This is a genomic window from Mycobacteriales bacterium (genome assembly GCA_035550055.1).
Taxonomy (GTDB): Bacteria; Actinomycetota; Actinomycetes; order JAFAQI01; family JAFAQI01; genus DASZTV01.
This window is the reverse complement of sequence record DASZRO010000062.1, coordinates 1-23,517: the sequence shown is the minus strand read 5'-3', so window position 1 is coordinate 23,517 and position 23,517 is coordinate 1. Positions and strand designations below refer to the sequence as shown.

22 protein-coding genes are annotated in these 23,517 nt (G+C 70.5%); 12 read left to right on the top strand and 10 right to left on the bottom strand.

The features are described from left to right. Nucleotide 1: 1 nt before the first annotated feature. The 3 genes from acnA to VG899_09400 form a co-directional block, all read right to left on the bottom strand. The gene (gene acnA, locus VG899_09410; protein ID HWA66568.1) at nt 2-2,764 is read right to left on the bottom strand and encodes an aconitate hydratase AcnA; all 2,763 of its coding nucleotides are present in this window, start codon (nt 2,762-2,764) and stop codon (nt 2-4) included. Continuing rightward, entirely contained in the window at nt 2,761-3,375 is a 615-nt protein-coding gene (locus VG899_09405; protein ID HWA66567.1) for a helix-turn-helix domain-containing protein, read from the bottom strand. Before VG899_09405 ends, acnA begins: the two co-directional genes overlap by 4 nt. 87 nt (nt 3,376-3,462) lie before the next feature. Further along, complete coding sequence (locus VG899_09400; protein HWA66566.1) at nt 3,463-4,539, bottom strand: zinc-binding dehydrogenase; 1,077 nt, start codon at nt 4,537-4,539, stop codon at nt 3,463-3,465. Between the two features lie 48 nt (nt 4,540-4,587). Here VG899_09400 and VG899_09395 point away from each other — a divergent pair, with 48 nt between their 5' ends. The 5 genes from VG899_09395 (at nt 4,588) to VG899_09375 (ending at nt 11,398) form a co-directional block, all read left to right on the top strand. Then, nucleotides 4,588-5,028, top strand: coding sequence for an OsmC family peroxiredoxin (locus VG899_09395; GenBank protein HWA66565.1), 441 nt, complete (start codon nt 4,588-4,590; stop codon nt 5,026-5,028). Nucleotides 5,029-5,163: 135 nt separating this feature from the next. Next, the gene (locus tag VG899_09390; GenBank protein ID HWA66564.1) at nt 5,164-6,702 is read left to right on the top strand and encodes an AMP-binding protein; all 1,539 of its coding nucleotides are present in this window, start codon (nt 5,164-5,166) and stop codon (nt 6,700-6,702) included. A gap of 36 nt (nt 6,703-6,738) precedes the next feature. After that, a complete protein-coding gene (locus tag VG899_09385; GenBank protein ID HWA66563.1) occupies nt 6,739-8,040 on the top strand; it encodes a pitrilysin family protein in 1,302 nt (433 codons plus the stop codon). Further along, a complete protein-coding gene (locus VG899_09380) occupies nt 8,037-9,392 on the top strand; it encodes a pitrilysin family protein (protein HWA66562.1) in 1,356 nt (451 codons plus the stop codon). The genes VG899_09385 and VG899_09380 overlap by 4 nt, the downstream gene beginning before the upstream one ends. Beyond that, complete coding sequence (locus VG899_09375; protein HWA66561.1) at nt 9,389-11,398, top strand: hypothetical protein; 2,010 nt, start codon at nt 9,389-9,391, stop codon at nt 11,396-11,398. The genes VG899_09380 and VG899_09375 overlap by 4 nt, the downstream gene beginning before the upstream one ends. On the opposite strand, the gene VG899_09370 is transcribed toward VG899_09375, so the two are convergent. From VG899_09370 to VG899_09355, 4 genes are read right to left on the bottom strand one after another with little or no spacing between them, the layout of a single operon-like run. Continuing rightward, the gene (locus VG899_09370; GenBank protein ID HWA66560.1) at nt 11,337-12,092 is read right to left on the bottom strand and encodes a glutamine amidotransferase; all 756 of its coding nucleotides are present in this window, start codon (nt 12,090-12,092) and stop codon (nt 11,337-11,339) included. The genes VG899_09375 and VG899_09370 overlap by 62 nt on opposite strands. Further along, nucleotides 12,085-13,311, bottom strand: coding sequence for a MurT ligase domain-containing protein (locus VG899_09365; protein ID HWA66559.1), 1,227 nt, complete (start codon nt 13,309-13,311; stop codon nt 12,085-12,087). The genes VG899_09370 and VG899_09365 overlap by 8 nt, the downstream gene beginning before the upstream one ends. Continuing rightward, on the bottom strand, nt 13,308-13,505 hold the full coding sequence (locus VG899_09360) for a hypothetical protein (protein ID HWA66558.1): 198 nt from the start codon (nt 13,503-13,505) through the stop codon (nt 13,308-13,310). Before VG899_09360 ends, VG899_09365 begins: the two co-directional genes overlap by 4 nt. Before the next feature lie 41 nt (nt 13,506-13,546). After that, nucleotides 13,547-15,373, bottom strand: coding sequence for a glycoside hydrolase family 15 protein (locus tag VG899_09355; GenBank protein HWA66557.1), 1,827 nt, complete (start codon nt 15,371-15,373; stop codon nt 13,547-13,549). A 47-nt stretch (nt 15,374-15,420) separates the two neighbouring features. Here VG899_09355 and VG899_09350 point away from each other — a divergent pair, with 47 nt between their 5' ends. Beyond that, nucleotides 15,421-15,786 (top strand): hypothetical protein, encoded by a 366-nt coding sequence (locus VG899_09350; GenBank protein HWA66556.1) that lies wholly within the window; start codon nt 15,421-15,423, stop codon nt 15,784-15,786. A gap of 6 nt (nt 15,787-15,792) precedes the next feature. Here the strand turns inward: VG899_09350 and VG899_09345 are convergent, their stop codons facing one another. After that, nucleotides 15,793-15,999, bottom strand: a complete 207-nt coding sequence (locus VG899_09345) for a hypothetical protein (GenBank protein ID HWA66555.1) — start codon at nt 15,997-15,999, stop codon at nt 15,793-15,795. Between the two features lie 195 nt (nt 16,000-16,194). Here VG899_09345 and VG899_09340 point away from each other — a divergent pair, with 195 nt between their 5' ends. The 6 genes from VG899_09340 to VG899_09315 all read left to right on the top strand — a co-directional run bounded on the left by VG899_09340 (nt 16,195) and on the right by VG899_09315 (nt 21,166). After that, nucleotides 16,195-17,613, top strand: coding sequence for a cytosine permease (locus tag VG899_09340; GenBank protein HWA66554.1), 1,419 nt, complete (start codon nt 16,195-16,197; stop codon nt 17,611-17,613). After that, complete coding sequence (locus tag VG899_09335; GenBank protein HWA66553.1) at nt 17,610-18,074, top strand: nucleoside deaminase; 465 nt, start codon at nt 17,610-17,612, stop codon at nt 18,072-18,074. Before VG899_09340 ends, VG899_09335 begins: the two co-directional genes overlap by 4 nt. Nucleotides 18,075-18,087: 13 nt before the next feature. After that, entirely contained in the window at nt 18,088-18,726 is a 639-nt protein-coding gene (upp, locus tag VG899_09330; GenBank protein HWA66552.1) for a uracil phosphoribosyltransferase, read from the top strand. A gap of 40 nt (nt 18,727-18,766) precedes the next feature. Next, entirely contained in the window at nt 18,767-19,948 is a 1,182-nt protein-coding gene (gene cobA, locus VG899_09325; protein HWA66551.1) for a uroporphyrinogen-III C-methyltransferase, read from the top strand. A 75-nt stretch (nt 19,949-20,023) separates the two neighbouring features. Continuing rightward, on the top strand, nt 20,024-20,749 hold the full coding sequence (locus VG899_09320; GenBank protein ID HWA66550.1) for a Crp/Fnr family transcriptional regulator: 726 nt from the start codon (nt 20,024-20,026) through the stop codon (nt 20,747-20,749). Between the two features lie 210 nt (nt 20,750-20,959). Beyond that, nucleotides 20,960-21,166, top strand: a complete 207-nt coding sequence (locus VG899_09315) for a dodecin (GenBank protein HWA66549.1) — start codon at nt 20,960-20,962, stop codon at nt 21,164-21,166. Nucleotides 21,167-21,184: 18 nt separating this feature from the next. Here the strand turns inward: VG899_09315 and VG899_09310 are convergent, their stop codons facing one another. Both VG899_09310 and VG899_09305 read right to left on the bottom strand, forming a co-directional pair. Next, on the bottom strand, nt 21,185-22,570 hold the full coding sequence (locus VG899_09310) for a metallopeptidase TldD-related protein (protein HWA66548.1): 1,386 nt from the start codon (nt 22,568-22,570) through the stop codon (nt 21,185-21,187). After that, a partial coding sequence (locus tag VG899_09305) for a TldD/PmbA family protein (GenBank protein HWA66547.1) occupies nt 22,570-23,517 on the bottom strand: 948 nt, incomplete at its 5' end. The genes VG899_09310 and VG899_09305, both read right to left, overlap by 1 nt.

Below are 23,517 nucleotides of genomic sequence, written 5' to 3'. Positions count from 1 at the left end.
GTCAGCGCAGCGAGCGCAGGACGTACTGGAGGATGCCGCCATGGCGGTAGTACTCCTGCTCGCCAGGGGTGTCGATCCGCACCGTGGCGGTGAACGTCTTGGTCTCACCCGACTCCGGCGTGGCCTGCACGGTGATCTCCCGGGGGACGGCCTTGGTGCCGGCGATCCCGGTGATCTCGAAGGTCTCCTCGCCGGTCAGGCCGAGGGATTCCCGAGACTCGCCATCCTTGAACTGCAACGGCAGCACGCCCATGCCGATCAGGTTCGAGCGGTGGATCCGCTCGTAGGACTCGGCGATGACCGCCCGCACGCCCAGCAGCATCGTGCCCTTGGCAGCCCAGTCACGTGACGAGCCGGATCCGTACTCCTTGCCGGCGAGGATGACCAGAGGCACGCCGTCGCCGAGATAGGTCTGCGAGGCCTCGAAGATCGACGTCTGCTCGCCGTCGGGCAGGTGGCGGGTGACACCACCCTCGGTGCCCGGCGCCAGCTGGTTGCGCAGCCGGATGTTGGCGAACGTGCCGCGGATCATCACCTCGTGGTTGCCGCGCCGTGAGCCGTAGGAGTTGAAGTCGCGCTGCTCGACGCCGTGCTCGGTCAGGTAGCGACCGGCCGGGCCGTCCTTCTTGATCGAACCGGCGGGGGAGATGTGGTCGGTCGTGACGCTGTCGCCCAGCACCGCCAGCACGCGGGCGCCGGTGATGTCCTTGATCGGCTCCGGTTCGGCGGTCATGCCGTCGAAGTACGGCGGGCGGCGTACGTAGGTGGAGGCGTCGTCCCACTCGAACGCGTCACCCGACGGTACGTCGAGTCCCTGCCAGCGCTCGTCGCCGGCGAACACGTCGGCGTAGGAGCTCGAGAAGCCCGACGACGCGACGCTGGCGTTGATGACGTCCTGGATCTCCTGCGGCGAGGGCCAGATGTCGGCGAGCCGTACGTCGTTGCCATCGCTGTCGGTGCCGAGCGAGTCGGTCATGAGGTCGATGTCCATCGTGCCGGCCAGTGCGTAGGCGACGACGAGCGGCGGCGAGGCGAGGTAGTTCATCTTGACGTCAGGGTTGATGCGGCCCTCGAAGTTGCGGTTGCCCGACAGCACGGAGACCACCGCGAGGTCGCTGTCGTTGACCGCCGCCGACACCTCGGGGATCAGCGGGCCGGAGTTGCCGATGCACGTCGTGCAGCCGTAGCCGACGAGGTCGAAGCCGAGCTTGTCGAGGTAGGGCGTCAGGCCGGACTTCTCGTAGTAGTCCGACACGACCTTCGACCCGGGTGCCAGCGACGTCTTCACCCACGGCTTGCGGGTCAGCCCGCGCTCGACCGCCTTCTTCGCCAGCAGCCCCGCGCCCACCATGACGAACGGGTTCGAGGTGTTGGTGCACGAGGTGATCGCCGCGACGACGACCGCGCCATGGTCGAGCTCGAACGTCTCGCCGTCGACGGTGACTGTCGCGGGGTTGCTCGGACGGCCGGCCGCGCTGCCCGGGGCGGCCGGCTGGTCGTGGCTGCCGTTGTGGCTGATCGCTGGCGCGTCGCTGGCCGGGAAGGACTCCTTGGACGCTTCGTCGGCGCCGTTGCTGCCCTCGTCCTTGGCGTAGTCGGCGAGCGCCGCCCGGAAGCCGGCCTTCGCCGACTTCAGCGGCACCCGGTCCTGCGGCCGCTTCGGTCCGGCCAGCGACGGCTCGACGGTGGACAGGTCGAGCTCGAGCTTCTCGGAGTAGTCGGGTTCGGCTGCCGGGTCGTGCCAGAGGCCCTGTGCCTTCGCGTAGGCCTCGACCAGCTCGATCGCCTCGGCGGAGCGGCCGGACAGACGCAGGTAGGTCAGCGTCTCCTCGTCGATCGGGAAGATGGCACAGGTCGAGCCGTACTCCGGGCTCATGTTGCCGATCGTGGCGCGGTTGGCCAGCGGCACGGCGGACACGCCCGGGCCGTAGAACTCCACGAACTTGCCGACGACGCCATGCTTGCGCAGCATCTCGGTGATGGTCAGCACCAGGTCGGTGGCCGTCGTACCTTCCGGCTGCTCGCCGGAGAGCTTGAAGCCGACGACGCGGGGGATGAGCATCGACACCGGCTGTCCGAGCATCGCGGCCTCGGCCTCGATGCCGCCGACGCCCCAGCCGAGTACGCCGAGGCCGTTGATCATCGTCGTGTGGGAGTCGGTCCCGACGAGGGTGTCGGGGTAGGCGACGCCGTCGGCGTCGAAGACGACGCGGGCGAGGTATTCGAGGTTGACCTGGTGGACGATGCCGGTGTCCGGCGGGACGACCTTGAAGCCGTCGAAGGCGTTCTGGCCCCAGCGCAGGAACTGGTAGCGCTCCTTGTTGCGCTCGAACTCCAACGCCGCGTTCTTCTCGAACGCCTCAGGCGCGCCGAACACGTCCACGATCACCGAGTGGTCGATCACCAGCTCGGTGGGAACCAGCGGGTTGATCTTCTTCGGGTCGCCCCCGAGGGTGGCCATGGCCTCGCGCATCGCCGCCAGGTCGACCACGCACGGGACGCCGGTGAAGTCCTGCATGACCACGCGTGCCGGGCTGAACTGGATCTCGGTGTCGGGCTCGGCGTCGGCCTTCCAGCCGGCGAGCGCGCGCACCTGGTCGGCCGTGACGTTGTGGCCGTCCTCGTTGCGCAGCAGGTTCTCGAGCAGCACCTTGAGGCTGTACGGGAGCCGGGCAGCGCCATCCACCGCGTCGAGGGCGTAGATCGTGAGGTCGCGACCTCCGACGGACAGCGTCTTCTTCGCTGCGAAGCTGTCGTTGCTCACTGTGCTCTCCCTGTGCTGGTCGGTGGTGCGGAAATCGGTGCGTCGTGGTGCGGTGGGGTCTCGCGAACTGACTGCTCGGCGAGGTCGAGGATCGCCTCGAAGTGCTGGACCGGCAGCCCGGTCGCCATCTGCGCAACTAGCCCGTCGTACACGAGCAGCAGGAACGCCGCGAGCGTCTCGACCGGAACATCATCCCGGACGACTCCGGCGTCTCGTTGCCGGGCCAGCCGGGCCTGGGTGGCGCGGGTGATGGCGCGCAGGTGATGCGCCCACAGTGCGGCGAACGCGGGGTCGGTGCGGACCCGGCGCGACACCTCGAGCTGTACGCCGAGCCAGCCCGCATCCTTGTCGCGCAGCTTGTGCATCGCGCCGACCAGACCGAAGTCGTCGACGAGGGTCGCGACCTCCTCGGCGTCTTCCTCGGCGAGGGCGAGGAACAGCGCGTCCTTGTCGGCGAAGTGGTGGAAGATCGCGCCGCGGGACAGGCCGGTTTCCTCTTCCAGCCGGCGTACGGTGGCGCCTTCGTACCCATGTCTGGCGAATGCCCGCCGGGCGCCGTCGAGAACCCGACGCCGGGTTGCTTCGAGTCGCTCGGGGGAAACCTTCGGCACACCCCGGAGATTACAAACCGTACGTTCGTCTTGCAATAACCGAAGCATACGAATTTCGGCGAAAATTCCGCCCTCGCCGAGGTGCCGCTACGGAATCAGCAGGGTGCGGCCGCCGTGACCCGCGCGCATCGCTTCGAACGCCGCATCGACGCCGGAGAGATCCGTGCGGTTCGTGACGAGCGCGTCCAGGTCGAGCTCGCCCGCCCGCCAGGCGTCGATGAGGCGCGGTACGTCGCGGTCCGGGTCGGTCGCGCCGTACACGCACCCGGTGACCGAGCGCGCGAAGTAGAACAGCTCCAACGCGCCGAACTCGACCCGGTCGTCGTTGCTGCCCACGCCGACGACGACGGCGCGGCCGCCGCGCCGGACGCAGCTCCATGCCTGCCGGATGGTCGCGCTGCGCCCGACGCACTCCAGCGCCACGTCCACCCCTCGGCCGCCGGTCAGCGCCCGGACCCGCTTGGCCAGATCGTCACCGCCGACGACGAACTCCGTCGCGCCACACTGCCTGGCCAGCGGCTCCTTGTCGGCGCTCAGGTCCGCGGCGATCACCACGGACGCGCCCGCGAGCCGCGCGCCCTGCAGCGCCGACAGCCCGACGCCGCCGAGGCCCAGCACCAGCACCGCGTCGCCCTGCCTCACCCGCCCGGTGTTCTGCACGGCGCCGACTCCGGTCAGCACCGCGCAGCCGAGCAGCGCGGCGACTTCGAGCGGGATGTCGTCGGCGATCGGGATGACAGCGGCCGCCGGCACGACCGTCTGCTCGGCGAACGCGCCGGTGCCGATCCCGGGGTAGAGGTCGACGCCCTCCAGCGTGGCGTGCGGCTGGCGTGAGGCGGCGGCCGAGTTCTCACACAGCCACGGCTCGTCGTGCTGGCAGAACCAGCAGCTGCGACACGGGGGAGCCCAGTTGAGAACGACGCGGTCGCCGGGGGCGACGTGGGTCACCTGCTCGCCGACCGCGTCGACGACGCCGGATCCTTCGTGGCCGAGTACGGCGGGAAACGTTTGTGCCAGCGTCCCGTTGGCGAGGGACAGGTCCGAGTGGCAGATCCCTGCCGCTGCGATTCGAACCCTGACGTCATCCGGACCGAGCTCCCGCAACGCGATCTCGCGGACCGAGTGGGTTCCGTTGACCTCGTCCAGGACGGCGGCGCGCACCATGGCGTCAACATAGGGTTCGGCGTACCACTCGTCGACGAGGAGGCCCCGATGCCCACCAGGACCGCACGCACGGCGTGGAACGGCACCTTGCAGGAAGGGTCGGGTCAGGTCGAGCTCACCAGCAGCGGAGTCGGCACCTACGAGGTGAGCTTCCCGAAACGGGCCGCCGAGGAGTCGCCCGGGACGACCAGCCCGGAGGAGCTGATCGCGGCGGCACACGCGGCTTGCTTTGCGATGTCGCTGTCGAACGAGATCGCGCAGGCAGGTGGCACACCGCAGGCACTCGACGTCACCGCCCACGTCACGCTCGGCCCCGACGCCGAGCGCGGCGGCTTCGCGATCACGGGCATCGCGCTCGAGGTCGAAGCCGAGGTCGACGGCCTCGACGCCGCAGGCTTCCAGACCGCGGCGCAGACCGCCAAGGCGGGCTGCCCGGTCAGCAAGGCGCTGTCCGGTACGACGATCACCCTCGACGCCCGCCTCGCCTAACGTCGAGCCCAACGCTTTTGGTCTTTCAAGGGGGTCTGAAAGACCAAAAAGGTAGGGCTCGGCGACAGGGGATCGGCCGCGCTCTTGGTCGCCGCGATGAAGCGGGGCGCTGGGTCGAGGCATATCGTCCCGGCCATGAAGGTGCCGCTGACCACTGCTGACTTTCTCGCACGCGCCGAGACCGTCTACGCCGACCGGATCGGCGTCATCGACGAGCCGACTGCTCACGACAGTCTGGGCGAGCTGACCTACGGCGCCGTCGCCCGCCGGGTTCGTGCGCTGCAGGCTGGCCTCGACGAGCTCGGGGTCGGCGTGGGAGAGCGGGTTGCGGTCGTCTCTCCGAACGCCGCACGCCACCTCGAGCTGTACTACGCCGTGCCTGCCTCCGGGCGGGTCCTCGTCCCGATCAACTTCCGACTGCGCACCGAGGAGGTCGAGTACATCGTCGAGCACTCCGGCGCGACGGTCCTGCTCGTCGACCCGGAGACCAACGAGGACATCCCGACCGTCTCGGCCAAGCACCGGTTCCTGCTCGGCGCGGAAAGCGACGACGCGTTGCTGCGCTTCGACCGCGAGCCGCAGCCGTGGGCGGATGCGTCGGAGGACGCCACGGCGACGATCAACTACACGAGCGGGACCACAGCCCGGCCCAAGGGGGTGCAGCTCACCCACCGCAACGTCTGGCTCAACGCGGTCACCTTCGGCATGCACGCGGGCGTCAGCGACTGGGACGTCTACCTGCACACCCTGCCGATGTTCCACGCGAACGGCTGGGGCATGACGTGGACGACGGCTGCGCTCGGCGTCCCGCAGGTGGTGCTGCGCAAAGTCGACGGCGGCGAGATCCTCAACCGGATCGCACGCCACGACGTGTCCCTGATGTGCGCCGCGCCGGCGGTGGTCAACGCGGTGCTCGAAGCCGGAGCGACGTGGGAAGGGCCGATCCCGGGCGCCGGCCGGCGTGCCCGCGTGGTCTGCGCCGGGGCCCCGCCGCCGTCGAGGACCATCGAGCGCATCGAGGACGAGCTTGGCTGGGAGTTCTGCCAGATCTACGGCCTCACCGAGACCTCCCCGCTGCTGACCATCAACCGGCGCCGGCGGGAGCAGGCGGGCCGGCCGATCACCGAGATCTCCAAGGAGCTCAGCCGCGCCGGCGCTCCGGCGCTGGGCGTGACGCTGCGGATCAGCGACTCCGGCGAGGTGCAGGCCCGCTCCAACGTGGTGCTCGAGGGCTACTGGCAGCAGCCCGACGCGACCGCGGACGCGCTCGAGGACGACTGGTTCCACACCGGCGACGGCGGGGTGATCGACGTCGAGGGCTACCTCACGATCTCCGACCGCAAGAAGGACATCATCATCACGGGCGGGGAGAACGTCTCCTCGATCGAGGTCGAGGACTGCCTGTTCTCGGCACCCGGCGTCGTCGAGTGCGCCGTCATCGGCGTACCGCACGAGAAGTGGGGCGAGACGATCAAGGCGATCGTCGTCCGCGGCCCCGACGCCACCTGCAGCGAGGCGGACCTGATCGCCCACTGCAAGCAGCGGATGGCCGGCTACAAGGCGCCGACGTCGATCGACTTCGTCGACGTCATCCCGCGTACGGCGACCGGGAAGGTTCAGAAGTTCAAGCTGCGCGAGCCGTACTGGACCGGCCGGGAGCGACAGGTCAACTGACGCTGGTCCTCAGCGGCCGTCAATATGCTGACCGGCGTGCCGCCGTCAGTGACCTACCCGTTCAGCACCCGCACGCTCGACAACGGGTTGAAGGTGATCGTCAGCGAAGACCGGCTCGCCCCGGTCGTGGCGGTGAACATCTGGTACGACGTGGGCTCCCGGCACGAGACGGAGGGTCACACCGGCTTCGCGCATCTCTTCGAGCACCTCATGTTCCAGGGTTCGGCCAACGTCGCTCGCGGTGAACACTTCGCCGCGGTCAACGCAGCCGGCGGCACCCTGAACGGCACGACCTGGTGCGATCGCACGAACTACTACGAGACCGTGCCGTCTCATCACCTGGCGACGATGCTCTGGCTCGAGGCCGACCGGATGGGCGGGCTGCTCGACGCGCTCGACCAGGACAACCTCGACAACCAGCGCGACGTCGTGAAGAACGAGAAGCGGCAGACCCGCGACAACCAGCCCTACGGCTCGTGGCTGGACCGGTTGCACGAGCTGAGCTTCCCCGCGGGCCACCCGTACCACCACTCGACGATCGGCTCGATGGCCGACCTCGACGCGGCGTCGCTCGAAGACGCCAGAAGCTTCTACGCAACCTGGTACGGCCCCGACAACGCCGTCCTGTCGATCGTGGGCGACGTGGAGTCCGAGGAAGCGTTCCGGCTCGCCGAGACCTACTTCGGCGCCATCGCGGCGAAGGGCAGCTACCCGACGCCGCCGTCGACCGAGGTAGCGCCACGGATCGGCAGTGAGGTGCGTGCCACCGTCACCGACCGGGTGCCGGTCGCGCGCGCTTTCATCGCCTACCGCACCGCTGCGTTCGGGACGGCCGAGTACGACGCGATGCAGGTCGCCGCCACGGTTCTCGGTGGTGGGCGCGGCAGCCGGCTGTACAAGTCTTTGGTGCTCGACCAGCAGCTGCTGCAGCCCAGCGACGCGATCGTCGACTCCTGGCCGTTCATCGGCGGTGCGACGCTCACGATCGCCGACCTTCCGGCACGCGAGGGCGTCGCGATCGAGCAGCTCGAGCAGGCTTATCACGCCGAGGTCGACCGGCTTGCCGCCGGCGTCACCGACGACGAGCTCGACCGCGCGAAGGCGTTGCTGACCAGCCAGTGGCTGCACCACATGGCGTCGGTCGACGGCCGCGCCGACACCTTCAGCGAGTACGCCACGCTGCTCGGCGACCCGGGCCTGGTCAACGAGGCGCTGCCGTCATTGCTGCGGGTCACCGCGCAGCAGGTCACGGAGGTGATCGCGGAGGTGATGACGCGGGACAACCGCGTCGTGCTCACCTTCCTTCCGGAGGCCGGCGACGAGGAAGTCGCCGCATGACTCCGGTAGCACCACGTCCGGCTCCGGGCGCGCCTCGCGACTGGCACTTCCCGTCCTTCGAGCGACGGTCGGTCGCAGGTGGCCGTGTCATGGCGGCTCATCTGCCCGGCCGGCCGCTCGCGGTCGCGTCGGTGGTGTTCGACGCGGGTGCGGCGCTGGAGCCCCGAGGGCACGAAGGCATCGCCGAGATCGTCGCCCGTGCGCTCTCCGAGGGCGCGGCCGGCCGTGACGCGTACGAGTTCGGCGTGGCAGGCGAGCGGCTTGGCGCGGGGTGGCGGGCCGCGAGCGACTGGGACTCGCTTCGGGCCGGCTTCGAGGTTCCCGTGAGCGAGCTGCCGGCGGCGACGCAGCTGCTCGCGGACGCGGTCCGTGCCGCGAGCTTCACCGACGACGCCCTGGACCGCGTCCTCGACGAGCGCATCGACGAGATCAGCATCGAACGCAGCCAGCCTGCGGTGCTGGCGGCGGAGGCGCTGGGAGCGGCGTTGTTCGCGCCGACCAGCCGCTACGCGGCGCCTGACGGCGGAACCCAGTCGAGCCTCGACGCGCTCGGCCGCGAGGACATCCGCCGCTACCGCGACGCCCGGCTGCGCAAGGAGACCGCCACTCTCGTGGTCGTCGGTGACCTGGCCGACGTCGACGTCGACGAACTCGGGCAGACGGTCTTCGACGGCTGGGAGGGCAGCCCGTCGGGCGGCGCGCCGCCGGACGTCGTTCCCCACCAGTCAGGCCGCCGGACTGTCGTCGTCGACCGGCCCGGCTCGGTGCAGTCGGTGGTCATGGTGGGTCATGACGGCCCGGCTCGTGCCGTCGAGGACTACGTGGCGGTGACGACGATGGCGCTGGTCCTCGGCGGGATGTTCTCCTCACGGCTCAACATGAAGATCCGCGAGGAGAAGGGCTACGCCTACGGCGCCTTCGGCGGGTTCGACACCCGCAAGCACGGCGGCGTCTTCGCCGCCCGCGCCGCGGTGCAGAGCGAGGTCACGGTCCCCGCCCTCGCCGACATCGTCGCCGAGATCGAACGTGTGCCTGCCGACGGCCTGCAGGCCGAGGAGGTCGAGCAGGCGCGCGCCTACCGGGCCGGCGTGTTCCCGGTGAACTTCGCCGGCGTCTCGGCGGTGGCGTCGGGCCTGGGGGACATCGCCACGCACGGCTTCTCGGATCGCCACTTCGACGACCTGCGCGCGCGCATCCTCGACGTGAGCCTCGACGAGATCAACGCGTCGGCGCGCAAATACCTGCGGCCGGACGACTTCGTCACGGTCATCGTGGGGGACGCCGCCGGCTTCGTCGACGATCTGCCCTCGCTCGGCCTCGGGCCGGTCGAGATCATCCGCGACGGACTGTGAGGCCGCGCCGGGTCGCGCTGCTGCTCCTCGCAGCGGTCGCATTCGTCGTCGGGCTCCCGCTCGTCACGGCATCCGCGGCGGGCTCGCCGTCGAACCGGCCGGTTGTGGTTCTCGTCGCGATCCCCGGTCTGCGGTGGTCCGACGTCGAAGACATGCCGACGTTGCGACATCTGGTCGCACACAGCGCGGTCGGCGAGCTCAGCGTCAAGACCTCGGGCGGCGTCACCCGATGCTCGGCGGGCATCCTGGCGGTGACCGCCGGCAACCGCACCGGTGACCCGGATGGCGACTGCCCGATCCCGGCCGCCGACTGGGCGAGCCTGCGCCGCGGCAACGGCGCGAGCAAGTACAAGACCGTCCTCGGGCTGCTCGGCACGACGCTTCGACAGGCGGGTGTCGCCACCATCACGGTGGGACCGCTCGCCGCGCCGATGCTGGCGGGGGAGGACGGAGCGCTTCAGGTCCAGGTCCCGGCGATGCCGGCGGCGGTGCGAGAGGCCGAGAAGGCTCCGAAAGGGGCGGTCATCGCGACGCTCGACCCGGAGATGTACTACCTGCTCCCCGACGCCGACCGAGCGCCGGCGGCGCGGGTCGCGGACACTGATCTCGCCCAGACGCTGTCGGCGGTCCCGGCGGGGGCAACGGTGATCGTCGCCGGGATCAGCGACATCTCCTCGGGCAAGGCGCACCTGCACGTGCTCGCCATCTCCGGCCCGGGCTGGTCCCACACCGAGCTCCGCTCGTCGGCCGCCGGCCGCGCGCCGTACGTCCAGCTGATCGACATCGCTCCGACGATCATGACGATCGAAGGGGTCAGGGTGCCGTCGGTGATCGTCGGCCGACCGATGCAGCAAAGCGGCGTCCGCGTTCCCCCGATCGCATCGTTCGTCGACGACGACCGGCACGCCTACGACCAGCGGACGCTCGGGCAGCGGACGTTCCTCGCACTCGGCATCGCGACGATGGTGCTGATCGTCCTCACGCTGATCCCCGTCGCCGGATGCCGGCTGGCCGCCCGCTGGCTGGCCCGGCTGCTGGCGCCCGCGCCGGTCATGGTCTTCATCGGCAACGCCTTCCCGTGGTGGCGGTGGGGCCAGCCGGTCTATGCGGCGATCGTCGGCGGTGGCGCCTTGGTGATCGCACTCGTCGCGGCTGCGGTGGCGGCGCGCAAGGGCGCGGTGTACGCCGCCGTCGTGCCGCTGGCCGCGACTCTCGTCGCGTTGGTCGCCGACCAGCTCACCGGCGCCCACCTCCAGCTGTCGGCGCCGCTCGGGGACAACCCGATCGTCGCCGGTAGGTTCTCCGGCGTCGGCAACCTGGACTTCGCGGAGATCGCGACATCGGGCCTGCTTCTCGCAGGGCTGGTCGGTGGGTTGGTCGGCGGGCGCCGCGGCGTCGTCGCCGGCGCGCTGATCGCCGGGACCGCCGTGGTGGTCGACGGCGCACCGCCGCTCGGCGACGACATCGGCGGGGTGTTCTCGCTCGTGCCCGGAGCCATCGTGCTGATCGCACTGCTCCTCCGGCTGAGGTTCACGTGGCGCCGGGCGCTCGTCGTGGCTGTCACGACCGCCGTCGTCGCGATCGGGGTTGCCCTCGCCGACTACTCGCGACCCGCCACGGAGCAGAGCCACGTGGGGCGCTTCGTCGGCCAGGTGCTGCACGGCGGGGCAGGCACCGAGGTCCATCGAAAGTTCGACGCGGCGGTCTCGACCTTCGGGCTGACCGTCGGCACGTTCGTCGTGGCGGTCGCGATCGTCGCGTTGCTGGCCGGCCACCGGCGGGTGGCTGCGGCGTTGCGGTCCGACCCGGGGTTGCGCGCCGGAGCGATTGCCGCGACGGTGACCGCGGTGCTCGGCGTCTGCCTGAACGACTCCGGCATCCCGATCGCAGCGATGGCGATCATGGTCGGGTTCACCGCGGCGTACGGCGCGTTCGGCTCTCGCGTCAGCGGTCGCGGGCAGGTGGCCGCCACTGGCGGCGCGCCCGAAGCCGTGCCACTGACGTGACCGCATCGATGCGTTCGCGGCGCAGCTCCTCGGCCTCGCTGTCGTCGACCGGCTGAAGCTCCCCGACGACCGTCGAGAGCAGGTAATCGGCCAGGGCAGGGTTGCGCGCCAGGGCAGGGCCGTGCAGGTAGGTCGCGACGACGTTGTGCTGGACCGCGCCGTCGACTGCCCGATCACCGTTGCCGACTCCCACCCGGACGGTTCCGAGCGCGGTCGCTCCCGGGCCGAGGGTCGTACGCCCGCCGTGGTTCTCGTAGCCGGTGAGCAGGCCGACGCCGGGCAGCTCGGGCGCAACGAGCAGCTCGCCGACCGCGCGCGGACCCTCCAGCCGGTCGGTGCGGCAGTCGAGGATGCCCAGTCCGGGAAACGCCGAGCCGGTGGCGTCGAGGAATGTCTCGCCGAGGATCTGGAAGCCCGCGCACACCGCGAACAGCGTCGCGCCGCCTTCCGCGACGCGGCGCAACCTGCCGTCGGCCAGCCGTGACGCCGCGAGGGTCTGCGCGCTGTCCTCGCCCCCGCCCAGCACGTAGAGGTCGGCCTGCTCGGGCAGCGGCTGGTCGATGTCGACTGCGATGACCTCGGCCGAAAGACCGCGCCACCGGAGCCGTTCGGCGAGCACCCGTGCGTTGCCGCCGTCGCCGTAGGTGCCGAGGACCGCCGGATAGAGCAACGCGATCCGCACCGGGTCAGGCATCGCCGACCACCCGCCGGTAGACCTGGAACGCGGTGTAGTTCGCGAGGACCTCGACCGGCCCGTCGTTCGTTGCGGCCGCCAGCGCCGCGGCCGGCTCGTCCACCCGCACGCAGTCCACTCCGGCATAGCGCAGCCGCAGCGAGACGTCCCGGGAGCGTTCGCCGGTGGCAACGGCGCGCTTGCCGGCCAGCTGCTCGAATGGTACGTCCCACAGCCACGACGGGTCTCGCCCGTCGGCGGCGCGGGCGTTGACCGAGATGACGACGTTGCGGCACTGCGCCGGCACCATGCTCAGCGCCTCGGTCCAGCCGGCCGGGTTCTTCGCCAGCAGCAGGCGCACCGGCGAGCCGTGGAAGGTCGTCGACAGGTAGCGGCCCTCGACCGTCCGGATGGCGCTCATCGCGGCGAACGCCTCGTCCGGCGCGACACCCCACAGTGCGGCGGTCGCGGCGGCCAGCGCCGCGTTGCCCACGTTGACGACGCCCGGTACGCCGAGGCGCACCTCGTGTCGCGTCCCGCCGGCGTCCACCACAGTGGTGCCCTCGGTCCGCCAAGCAGGCTCGGGTCGGCGCAGCCCGCACGAGCTCGACCAGTCGGTGCCCGACCGCGACAGCACGCCGCCGCAGCTCGGGCAGACCGACGTGTCGTCGTGCCAGCGCTGGCCTGCCGCGACCCACACCACCCGGTCGGCGTCGGAGGCTGCCCACGTCACCAGCGGGTCATCGCAGTTCGCGATCACCGTCGGGCCCGTGGGCTTGCCGACGCTGTCCCGCCAGATGCTCGCCAGCCGGCGTACCTCGGCGTAGCGGTCGAGCTGGTCGCGGCTGAGGTTGAGCAACGTCACCGCTCGTGGCCGCACCGCGTCGACGACGTGCGGCAGGAAGGGCTCGTCGACCTCGAGGACGCCGCGGGGCGAACGACGGTCACGGGTGAGCGCGGCGGTCAGCCCGGTGGGGAGGTTCGCCCCACCGGCGTTGCTCGCCACCGGACCGAGCGTCTCGAGTGCCGCGACCAGGAACGACCGGGTCGTGCTCTTGCCGTTGGTGCCGCTGACGAGGGCGAGCTCGCGGCCCGCCGCCGAAAGAGCCAGCGCGTCGGGCGCGATCGCGAGGGTCAGCCGACCGCCGACCGTCGTGCCGTCACCCCGGCCGGTGAGACGAGACAGCGCCGCGGCAGTGGTGCCTGCCGCGCGTCCGAGCGCGTAGCGCGCACTCGTCACCCCTTGACGTTGTAGCGCGCGATGTAGACCAGCGCGGCGTAGCAGGCGCCGGTCAGCGCGGCGGCGACCGGCCACATCGTGCGGATCACCTTGGGGTGTGCCGTGGACAGGGCCTTGGCGATGACGGTGCCCGCGATGAGCAGGAGCACGCTGAAGACGGCCATGACGATGACGAACTTGTCCTCGGTGCTCACAGACATCTCCGCGTTGACGTTCCGGCGATTGCCCGCACAGCCTATCGACCCCGCTCCGCGCGGTGGTGACGCGGCTCGCGGCGCGACACCCTCCCGGTCTTTGCCCCGGTCGTGGACAGCGCCCGGGCGGTGTTGACCAGCGGCACGTGGCTGAACGCTTGCGGCGTGTTCCCGAGCTGCCGCTTCGCTTTGGGGTCCCACTCCTCGGAGAGCAGCCCGACGTCGTTGCGCAGGTCGAGGACCCGCTCGAAGGTCTCCCTGGCGCGGGCCTCCTGGCCGATGAGGTGGAGGTCGTCGGCCAGCCACAGAGTGCACGCGAGAAAGGCGCCTTCGGTCCCTCGCAAGCCGTCGGCGGCCTGCGAGGTGTCGTAGCGCAGCACGAAACCGTCGTGGGTGAGATCCCGGGCGATCGCCTCGACGGTGCCGACCACCCGCTCGTCGGTGGCGGGCAGGAAGCCGACCTGGGGGATCAGCAACGTCGAGGCGTCGAGCCCCTTCGAGCCGTACGACTGGGTGAACGTGCCGCGGTCTGCGTCGTAGCCCTTCGCGCACACCTCGGCGTGAATGTCGTCGCGCACCGCGCGCCAACGGTCGACCGGCCCGTCGAGTCCGAACTTCTCGACCGCCAGGACTGCGCGGTCGAGGCCGACCCAGGCCATCACCTTCGAGTGCACGAAGTGACGCGGGTCGCCGCGCATCTCCCACAGCGACTGGTCGGGCGCGGCCCAGCGGCCCTCGAGCTCGTCCAGGATCGTGCGCTGCAGGTCCCACGAGTCGTCGTGGGCGGTAAGGCCCGACTCACGATCCAGATGCAGGGCGTCGAGCAGCTCGCCGTACACGTCCAGCTGGAACTGGCCCGACGCCTCGTTGCCGACCCGCACCGGCGTCGACCCTTCGTAGCCGGACAGCCACGGCAGCGTGAACTCGGTGAGCCGCCGCTCCCCGGCGATGCCGTACATGATCTGCATGTCCTTGGCGTCGCCGGCGACGGCGCGCAGCAGCCACTCGCGCCAGGCTTTGGCCTCGTCGGTGCAGCCGGCGTAGAGCAGCGCCTGCAGCGTCATCGTCGCGTCGCGTAGCCAGCAGTACCGGTAGTCCCAGTTGCGCTCACCGCCGATCGCCTCCGGAAGGGAGGTCGTGGCGGCCGCGACAATCCCGCCGGTCGGCCGGTAGGTCAGCGCCTTCAACGTGGCCAGGGACCGGATCACGGCGTCCCGCCATTCGCCGTCGTAGTGGCAGGTTGCGACCCAGGCGGTCCACTCGCTTTCCGTGTCGCGCAACGCCTGCTCAGGATCGATCGCCCGCGGCGGGTGGCGGTGGGACGCCTGCCAGGTGAGGACGAACGGGATGCGATCGCCCGCGTTCACCCGGAACCGCGCGACGTGGCTGGTGCCATCTGCGGCGAGGCTGACGGGGGAGCGCAGGCACAGCGAGTCGGGTCCCGCGATCATCCGCAGCCCGCCGTTCAGCTGGCGCACCCACGGCAGGATCGAGCCGTAGTCGAATCGGACCCGGATCGTCGTCTCCATGTCGACCGAGCCCGAAATGCCCTCGACGATCCGCACCACGTCCGGTGCCTCGCCGCGCGGTGGCATGAAGTCGATGACCCGCACGGCGCCGCCGGCGGTCTCCCACTCCGTCTCGAGGATGAGCGTGTCGCCGCGGTACCGGCGGCGGGTGCATTCCGGCCGGCCCGCCGGTGCGAGTTGCCACGACCCGTTCTCGTCGTCTCCGAGCAAAGCCGCGAAGCACGCCCCGGAGTCGAATCGCGGAAACGCGAGCCAGTCGATCGTGCCGAGGCGGCTCACCAGCGCGGCGGTGTGCAGGTCGCCGAGAAGCGCGTAGCTCTCGATGGGCTGGTTGGTCATGCCCGTAGGCTGACAGACGCCGGGGTGTGCTGCACCAGGAGGTTTCGGTGATGGTCGCGTCCCACGCGGCGCCACAGGGAGTACGACGGTTGCTGGTCGCCGCGCTCGCCGCCGGTACGACGCTGGCGCTGGCGGGGTGCAACACCTCGGCGCTGACCAAGCGGGAGCTGGTCTTCTACTTCTCGCCCAATGCGACGCAGGCCGAGCACAAGGCGGCGCTGACCGCGTGCGAGCACGTGACGCCGGAGGCGGTGCCCGAGCCGTTCGACACGAGTGGCCCGACCGCGGATCTCGTCGGGGACGTGCGCTTCCGGATCGATCACGCCAACGACAAGGAGATCGCGGAGGTCGAGGACTGCATGAACAAGCAGCCGGGGATCGCGGGCGTCGACATCCCCGACCTCACCGACTAGCGGCGGCTACGCCGCGCCCCGGATGGCCGCGTCGTCGAGCAGGCCGAGGGCGCTGAGCAGCTCGCGCGCCTCGTCGACGGTCTCGGAACCGCGGCAGACCGTCAGCGCGGCACGCCGCCGCTCCTGGGGCGTGAGAGGGGCGAGCGTGAAGTCGGTCAGCAACGTCTCGCGGCGGGACTCGCCGCGCTGTGCTCGCGCCGTCGATGTACTCATGGCCTGACCTTGCTCTGCCCACCTGAGTCGCACCTGAAAACCAGATGGCCGCCGGATTACCGGCAGCTGTCCTGCCCCACCCGTCACACCTGCGTCGGCTGTAACGGGACACGGCGTGGCAGCTCGGCATGTGACATCCACGACGCGTTCGATGGTTAGCATCCCGACCACCACGACCGGGAGGGCATCCAGCAGATGACGACGGTTCAAGACGAGGCCGGGCTCGCGGCCAACACCGAGATCCGGGAAGGCGACTACGGCGAGAAGGTCGCCGTCATCGAGCCTGGCGGCGCGGAGTTCATTCCGCTCGCCGAGCGGCACGGCAAGCCGCTCAACCTGTTCTGGACCTGGATGTCGCCGAACTTCGAGTTCGCGACCGTCTTCGTCGGCGTGATCTGCATCGAGTTCTTCGGCCTGAGCTTCAGCCAGTCCGTCGGCGCGATCGTCCTCGGCACCGTCCTGGGGTCGATCACCCACGCCGGGCTGTCCGCCCAGGGCCCGCAGTACGGCGTACCGCAGATGGTGCTGTCCCGGATCTCGTTCGGCTACTGGGGCAACATCCTGCCGGCGGGTATCAACGCGCTGATCGCGGGCGTCGGCTGGTTCGCGGTCAACAGCGTGTCGGGTGCGCTGGCGCTCAACACGTTGTTGCACTGGAACAAGGTGCTTTGCCTGCTGATCATCGTCGCAGCGCAGATCGCGATCGCGCTGTACGGGCACAACCTGGTGCATCTGTTCGAGAAGCTCGCGTTTCCGATCCTGCTGGTCGCCTTCGTCCTCGCCGGGATCTACACGTTCTCCAAGGGTCACTACGGCGGTCAGGGTGCCGGCGGCTACGGCACGTACGGCGGCTTCACGCTGGCGACCGCGGCCACGTTCGGATACGCGTGCGGGTGGAACCCCTACGCGAGCGACTACACCCGCTACTTCGACCCGAAGACCTCCAAGGCGGCGACCGGCTGGTGGGCCGGGTTCGGCGTGGCGCTGTCCTGCATCGCGCTGGAGATCATCGGCGCCGCCTCGGCGACGATCGGCGCGAAGGGAGACTCGCCGACGAGCCAGTTCACCAACCCGCTGCCGACCGGCATCGCCGACTTCACCCTGATCGCGATCGCGCTGGGGGCGGTCGCGGCGAACGCGATCAACATCTACTCGGGCTCGATCTCGTTCAACACCCTCGGCTTCAAGATCCCGTTGAAGCTGCGGCGCGCGATGATCGCCGGCGTGTTCGGCGTCGCCGGCTTCATCGTCGCGTGGACCGGCCTCCACGACGCGGCCGAGAAGTACAACAACTTCCTTCTGGTCATCGCGTACTGGATCGCCCCGTGGCTGGCCGTGGTGTTCGTGGACCAGGTGCTCCGGCGCGGCAACCACGCGGATCTGCTCTACGACCACCGGCACACGAGCTGGGCAGGACCGATCGCCATGGCGGTCGGCGGCGCCGTCTCGATCCTGCTGTTCTCGAACCAGACCGAGTTCATGGGCTACGTCGTACGCAACCACCCGAACCTCGGCGACCTCACCCCGGAGGTCGGGTTCGTGCTCGCCGCCGTCGTCTACTTCGTGCTCTACCAGGCCGGTCTCGGCCGGACGAAGGCAACCGCGGCGACGTGACCGAGCTCTCCGACGACGACCGGCGCTGGCTCGACGCGGCCATCGCGGAGGCGCGCACCGGCCGCGAGGAGGGTGGGGTCCCGATCGGTGCCGCGCTGGTCGCCGACGGACAGCTGCTGGCGGGCGGTCACAACCGCCGGGTGCAGCACGGCAGCGCGATCCACCACGGGGAGACGAACGCGCTGGAGAACGCCGGCCGCCAGCCGGCGAGCGTCTACCGGCGGTCGACGATGTACACGACGTTGTCGCCGTGCGACATGTGCAGCGGCGCGATCCTGCTCTACGGCATCCCGCGGGTGGTGGTCGGCGAGAACGTCACCTTCGTGGGCGCCGAGGAGCACCTGCGGTCACGAGGGGTCGAGGTCGTCGTCGCCGACGACGAGGAGTGCAAGACGCTGATGCGAGAGTTCATCGCCGCGAACCCGAAGCTGTGGAACGAGGACATCGGCGAGGAGAGCTGAAGGGGCTGCCGTCGTGAGGGTGACCGTCGTCGACCACCCGGTGGTGGCCGCCAAGCTCGGGACGCTGCGCGACGTGCAGACCACGACGCCGGTGTTTCGCCGGCTCGTCGACGACCTCGTCACGTTGCTCGCCTACGAGGCCACCCGGTCCGTGTCGGTCGAGGCGGTCGCGATCACAACCCCGATCGCACGGACCACCGGTGTGCGGCTCACCTCCCCGCCGCCGCTGGTCGTGCCCGTGCTGCGGGCAGGTGTGGGCATGCTCGACGGTCTGATCCGGCTGCTCCCTGACGCCGAGGTCGGCTTCGCCGGGCTGGCGCGCGACGAGCGGACCGCCCAGCCGTCCTGGTACGCCGACCGGCTGCCGGACGATGCGGCGGGACGCGACGTCTTCGTGCTCGACCCGATGCTGGCAACCGGCGGCACGCTGGTCGCGGTCGTCGAGGCGCTGCTCGCCCGCGGCGCTGAAGCGGTGACCTGCGTGTGCCTGCTCGCCGCTCCGGAAGGGATCGCCCGGGTCAGTGCGGCGTTTCCGTCCGACGACGTGTCGTTGGTGGTCGCCGCCGTCGACGAGCGGCTCGACGAGCGCTCCTACATCGTCCCCGGCCTGGGGGACGCCGGCGACCGGCTGTTCGGCAGCGCGCCCGCCTGACACCGTCCGCCTGACACCGTCCGCCTGACACCATGGGTCGGTGCGCTACCCGATCTTTCTGGACCTGACCGGCCGCCGGGTGGTCGTGGTCGGGGGCGGCCGGGTTGCGTCGCGACGGGTCAGCGGGCTGGTCGACGCGCACGCGGATGTCGTAGTCGTGGCGCCGTCGATCTCGCCGGAGATCGCCGACCTGGCGGTGGAGCGACGCGAGCGCGCGTACGCCGACGGCGATGTGGACGGGGCGTGGCTGGTGTTCGCCTGCACCGACGACCCCGGCGTGAACGCGCAGGTCTCGACGGCTGCGCAGGCCCGCGGCGTGTGGTGTGTGCGCGCCGACGACGCCGCCAGTTCCGCCGCCTGGCGTCCCGCGGTCGCGGAGGTCGACGAGCTGACCGTCGCGGTGTCGGCGAGCGGAGACCCCGCGCGCGCGGCCGAGCTTCGGGACCTGATCGGCAACGGTCTGCGCAGTGGGTCGCTCGCGCCTCGGCGGCACCGCGGCGCCGCCGGCCGCGTGACGCTGGTCGGTGGGGGACCGGGGGACCCGGACCTGCTCACCGTGAAGGGGCTTCGCGCACTTCAGGACGCCGATGTGGTGGTGACCGATCGGCTCGGCCCGACCGGCCTGCTCGGCTCCCTCGACGCCCAGATCGAAGTCGTCGACGTCGGCAAGACGCCGGGCGGCCACGCCGCCGAGCAAGCCGACATCAACGCGTTGCTCGTCGCGCGAGCGCAGGCTGGTCAGCGCGTCGTACGGCTGAAGGGTGGCGACTCGTTCGTGCTCGGGCGGGGCAGCGAGGAGGTCGACGCCTGCCGCGCCGCCGGGGTCGAGGTGGAGGTCGTGCCGGGAGTGACCAGCGCGACCGCCGCGGCCGCGCTCGCCGGCATTGCGCTCACCGAGCGCGGGACGACCCAGCAGTTCGTGGTCGCGAGCGGTCACGTGCCACCCGGCGATGCCCGCTCGACCGTGGAGTGGGCAACCCTTGCGGCGACCAACGCCACCCTGGTCCTGCTGATGGCGGTGGGCAACCTGGAGGCGATCGCGGCCACTCTCATCGAAGGCGGGCGATCGCCGGACTGTGGTGCCGCGGTCGTCGAGAACGCCTCCCTGCCGCAGCAGCGAGTGGTGCGGGCGCGTCTCGCCGACCTCGCCGGCGCCGCGAGAGCGGCGGGCGTCAAGCCGCCCGCCGTCCTCATCGTCGGCGACGTCGTTCGACTCACCTAGCCCGGCCGCGGCGCGTCCCGGGCACCCGGGTTGCGTGGGATGCTGTCCGCGGCCGCATCGTGTCATCGGGGGGTCATGGGCAGGGCAACCGCAAGCCGGCGGGAGTGGACGAGAGCCGAGCTGATCACGCTGTTCGGGTCGGTGCCGATGTTCAGCCGGCTGCCGGAACCGCAGCTCGAGTCGATCGCGACCGCGGCCGAGCGCAAGGTGTACCCGCGCGGCTCCCTGATCATCCAGCAGGGCACCGAGGGCGACGGCTTGTACGTCGTGGCGCGCGGCTGCGTCCTCGTCAAGCGCGAGGCGCGGACCGGAGGGCATCGAGCGCTTCACGTGATCGAAGCTCCCGGGTCGTTCGGCGAGCTCGCGCTTCTCGACAACCGGCCGCGATCGGCGTCGATCGAAGCGCTCGAGGTCAGCGAGGTGTTCGCGATCTCGCGCACGGCGTTCCTGAGTCTGTTGTCCCGCGACCCGCGGCTGATCGACGGGGTGGTGCGCGAGCTCGGGCGAACCATCCGCCGGCTCAGTGACCAGGTCGCCGACGATGGGCTGCTCGACCTGCCTGCTCGGGTGGCCAAGACCTTGCTCCGGCTCGTCGACAACCACGACGGGTCGGCGGCTCACGGCGGGCTGCCGGTGGTGTCGCTGACGCAGGGCAAGCTCGCCGACCTCGCCGGCGGGAGCAGGCAGAGCGTCAACGCGGCACTGTCGTCCTTCGTCGCCCGCGGGCTGATCCACGTCGACGGCCGAACGATCGTGATCACCGACCTGGCAGGCTTGCGGGGCCGCGCCGGCGTGGCCTGAGACGCCCCCCGCGTCGATTGCCGGGCGGTGCCGGGCAGCCACGGGGGCAGCCGCCCGGCACCGCGTCCGGGAGCGTCTGTGCGCTGTTCCCCCGCGAATCTCGGATCCGCCCAGGCGCTGGCGATCAGGGTGCCAAACAGAGACACGTTCCGTCCATAGGTACGGTCGTCGCAGTGAAAAGTGGCTGTTTGCCTAGAGAAAGGAACCGCCGTGGCTGACCAGACGTACGGCATCAGTGAGATCGTCGGCACCAGCCCGGACAGTCTCGAGGCGGCGATCCGCAACGGGATCGCGAAAGCGGCGCAGACCGTGCGCAATCTCGACTGGTTCGAGGTCCAGTCGGTTCGCGGACAGCTCAAGGACGGCGCGGTCGCTCACTTCCAGGTGCAGATGAAGGTCGGCTTCCGCATCGAGTAGCCGCGCTGCGTCGGCCGCCTAGGACGCCTGCGAGACCGTGCTCATGTTGAAGTCCGCGATCCGCAACGCCGGCATCCGGGTGCGGGTGAAGTAGTCGCCCCACTCGCGCGCCAACGTCGGCTCGGTTCGCCCGACTTCGGCGATGCGCCGGAGCATGCCGACCGGGCTCTCGTTGAAGCGGAAGTTGTTCACCGCTGCGATCACTTCGCCGCCTTCGACCAGGAACACACCGTCGCGCGTCAGGCCGGTGAGCAGCAAGGTCTGCGGGTCCACCTCGCGGATGTACCACAAGCAGGTCAGCAACAGGCCGCGCTCGGTCGACGCGACGAGGTCGGCGACGGAGGCCGTCGTGTCGGGTGCGCTGAGCTCGAGGTTGTCCGCGCCGGGTGTGAACGGCAACCCGGTGACCGCAGCCGAGTGCCGCGTCTGGATCAGCGCCTCCAGGCTGCCGTCGCGGATCCAGTCGGTCGCTTCGATTGCGGCGCCGTTGTCATAGACCGAGGCCATCCGGCTCGACGCTCCTGCGACGACGAACGGCGAGCACTCCTGTCCCGGCATCGACGGGTCGCTGCGCAACGTCAGCGGGACGTCGGACAGTCGTTGTCCCACCTGCGTGCCACCGCCCGGCCGGGAGAACACCGACTGTCCTTCATGGGCGTCGAGGGCGCCTGCGCTCCAGTAGGCATAGATCAGCAGGTCGGCTACCGCGGACGGCGGCAGAATCGTCGAATAGCGACCCGCGTCGAGGGCGAGCTGCCGCTCACCCCACGCCAGCCGCGTCGCGACGTCCGCCTCGATCGCGGCGAGATCGATCGCGCCTACGTCCGCCGCGCCTTGCCCGCTCCACGCCGATCGCTTGCCGTCGTCGCTGCGTCCCGTGAGCTCGAGCCGCACGGCCGGCTGGGCGTGTCGCCGACGCAGCCCGGTCGAGGAGCCCAGGTACGTCGTGACGACGGAATGCTCGGCGTAGCCGTAACGGCCCTGCCCGGCCGAACTTGCCGCCCCGAAGATCTCACCCAGCCACTCGGCGATTCCGCCGAGCGCAGCGACCGGCGCCTCGACCGGCTCGGCGTCCCAGTCCGCGGCGTCACCGCCTTCGATGAGTGGCGCCGCGTCGTCGGCGACCGACGACGCGCGTGCCGCCGCGTCGGCTTCACGCACCAGGTCTTCGATCTCCTCGGCCGACGTCGTGTTGCGACTGACCGAAGCCGCACGCGACCCGTCGGGTCCTTCGACCGTGGAGACCACTGTCACGCCGAGCGACTCGGTGACGCCGTTGGTCGTCAAGGTGTTGTTCGCCCAGCGGAGATTGCTCGTCGCGTCATGGTTGGCGATGACGGTGCAGCCATCGGCCGCCGAGGTTGCAAGGGCCCGCTCGACGGCGTCTTGGGGAGTGAGCGCCATCAGCGTCCGGCCTCCTGCGTCGCGTTGAGAATGCGCACATGGTCGAACCGCGCGGCCGGACAACCGTGGCTGACCGCGGCCACCTGCCCCGGCTGGCCCTTGCCGCAGTTGAACGCGCCGCCGAGGACGTAGGTCTGTGGTCCGCCGACCGCCGACATCGATCCCCAGAAGTCGGTCGTCATCGACTGGTACGCCGCGTCGCGGACCTGACCGGCCAGGCGGCCGTTCTTGATGCGATGGAAGCGCTGACCGGTGAACTGGAAGTTGTAGCGCTGCATGTCGATGCTCCACGACTTGTCACCGACGACGTAGAGCCCGTCCTCGATGCCGGCGATCAGGTCGTCGGTGGAGGGACCGTCGGCGACGGGTTGCAGCGACACGTTGGCCATGCGCTGGATCGGGACGTGCAGCGGGGAGTCGGCGAACGCGCACCCGTTCGAGCGGTCGTAGCCCGACAGCGCCGCGGTCCGACGGTCGAGCTGGTAGCCGACGAGGATGCCGTCCTTGACCAGGTCCCAGGTCTGACCTGCGACGCCTTCGTCGTCGAAGCCGATCGTGGACAGCCCGTTGTCGACCTGCCGGTCTCCGGTGACGTGCATCAGCTCGGTGCCGTACCGAAGGTTGTTCAGCTTGTCGGGCGTGGCGAACGAGGTCCCGGCGTAGTTCGCCTCGTAGCCGAGGGCGCGGTCGAGTTCGGTGGCGTGACCGATGGACTCGTGGATGGTCAGCCAGAGGTTCGACGGGTCGATGACGAGGTCGTACCGGCCGGGTTCGACCGACGGCGCGGTCGACTTCTCGGCGAGCCATTCCGGCAGCTGGGCCAGCTCCGCGTCCCAGTCGTAGCCGCCGGTCATCCACTCCCAGCCGCGTCCCACCGGCGGCGCGATCGTGCGCATCGTCTCGAACCGGCCGCTCGCCTCGTCCACCCAGAGCGCGGTGAGCTGGCA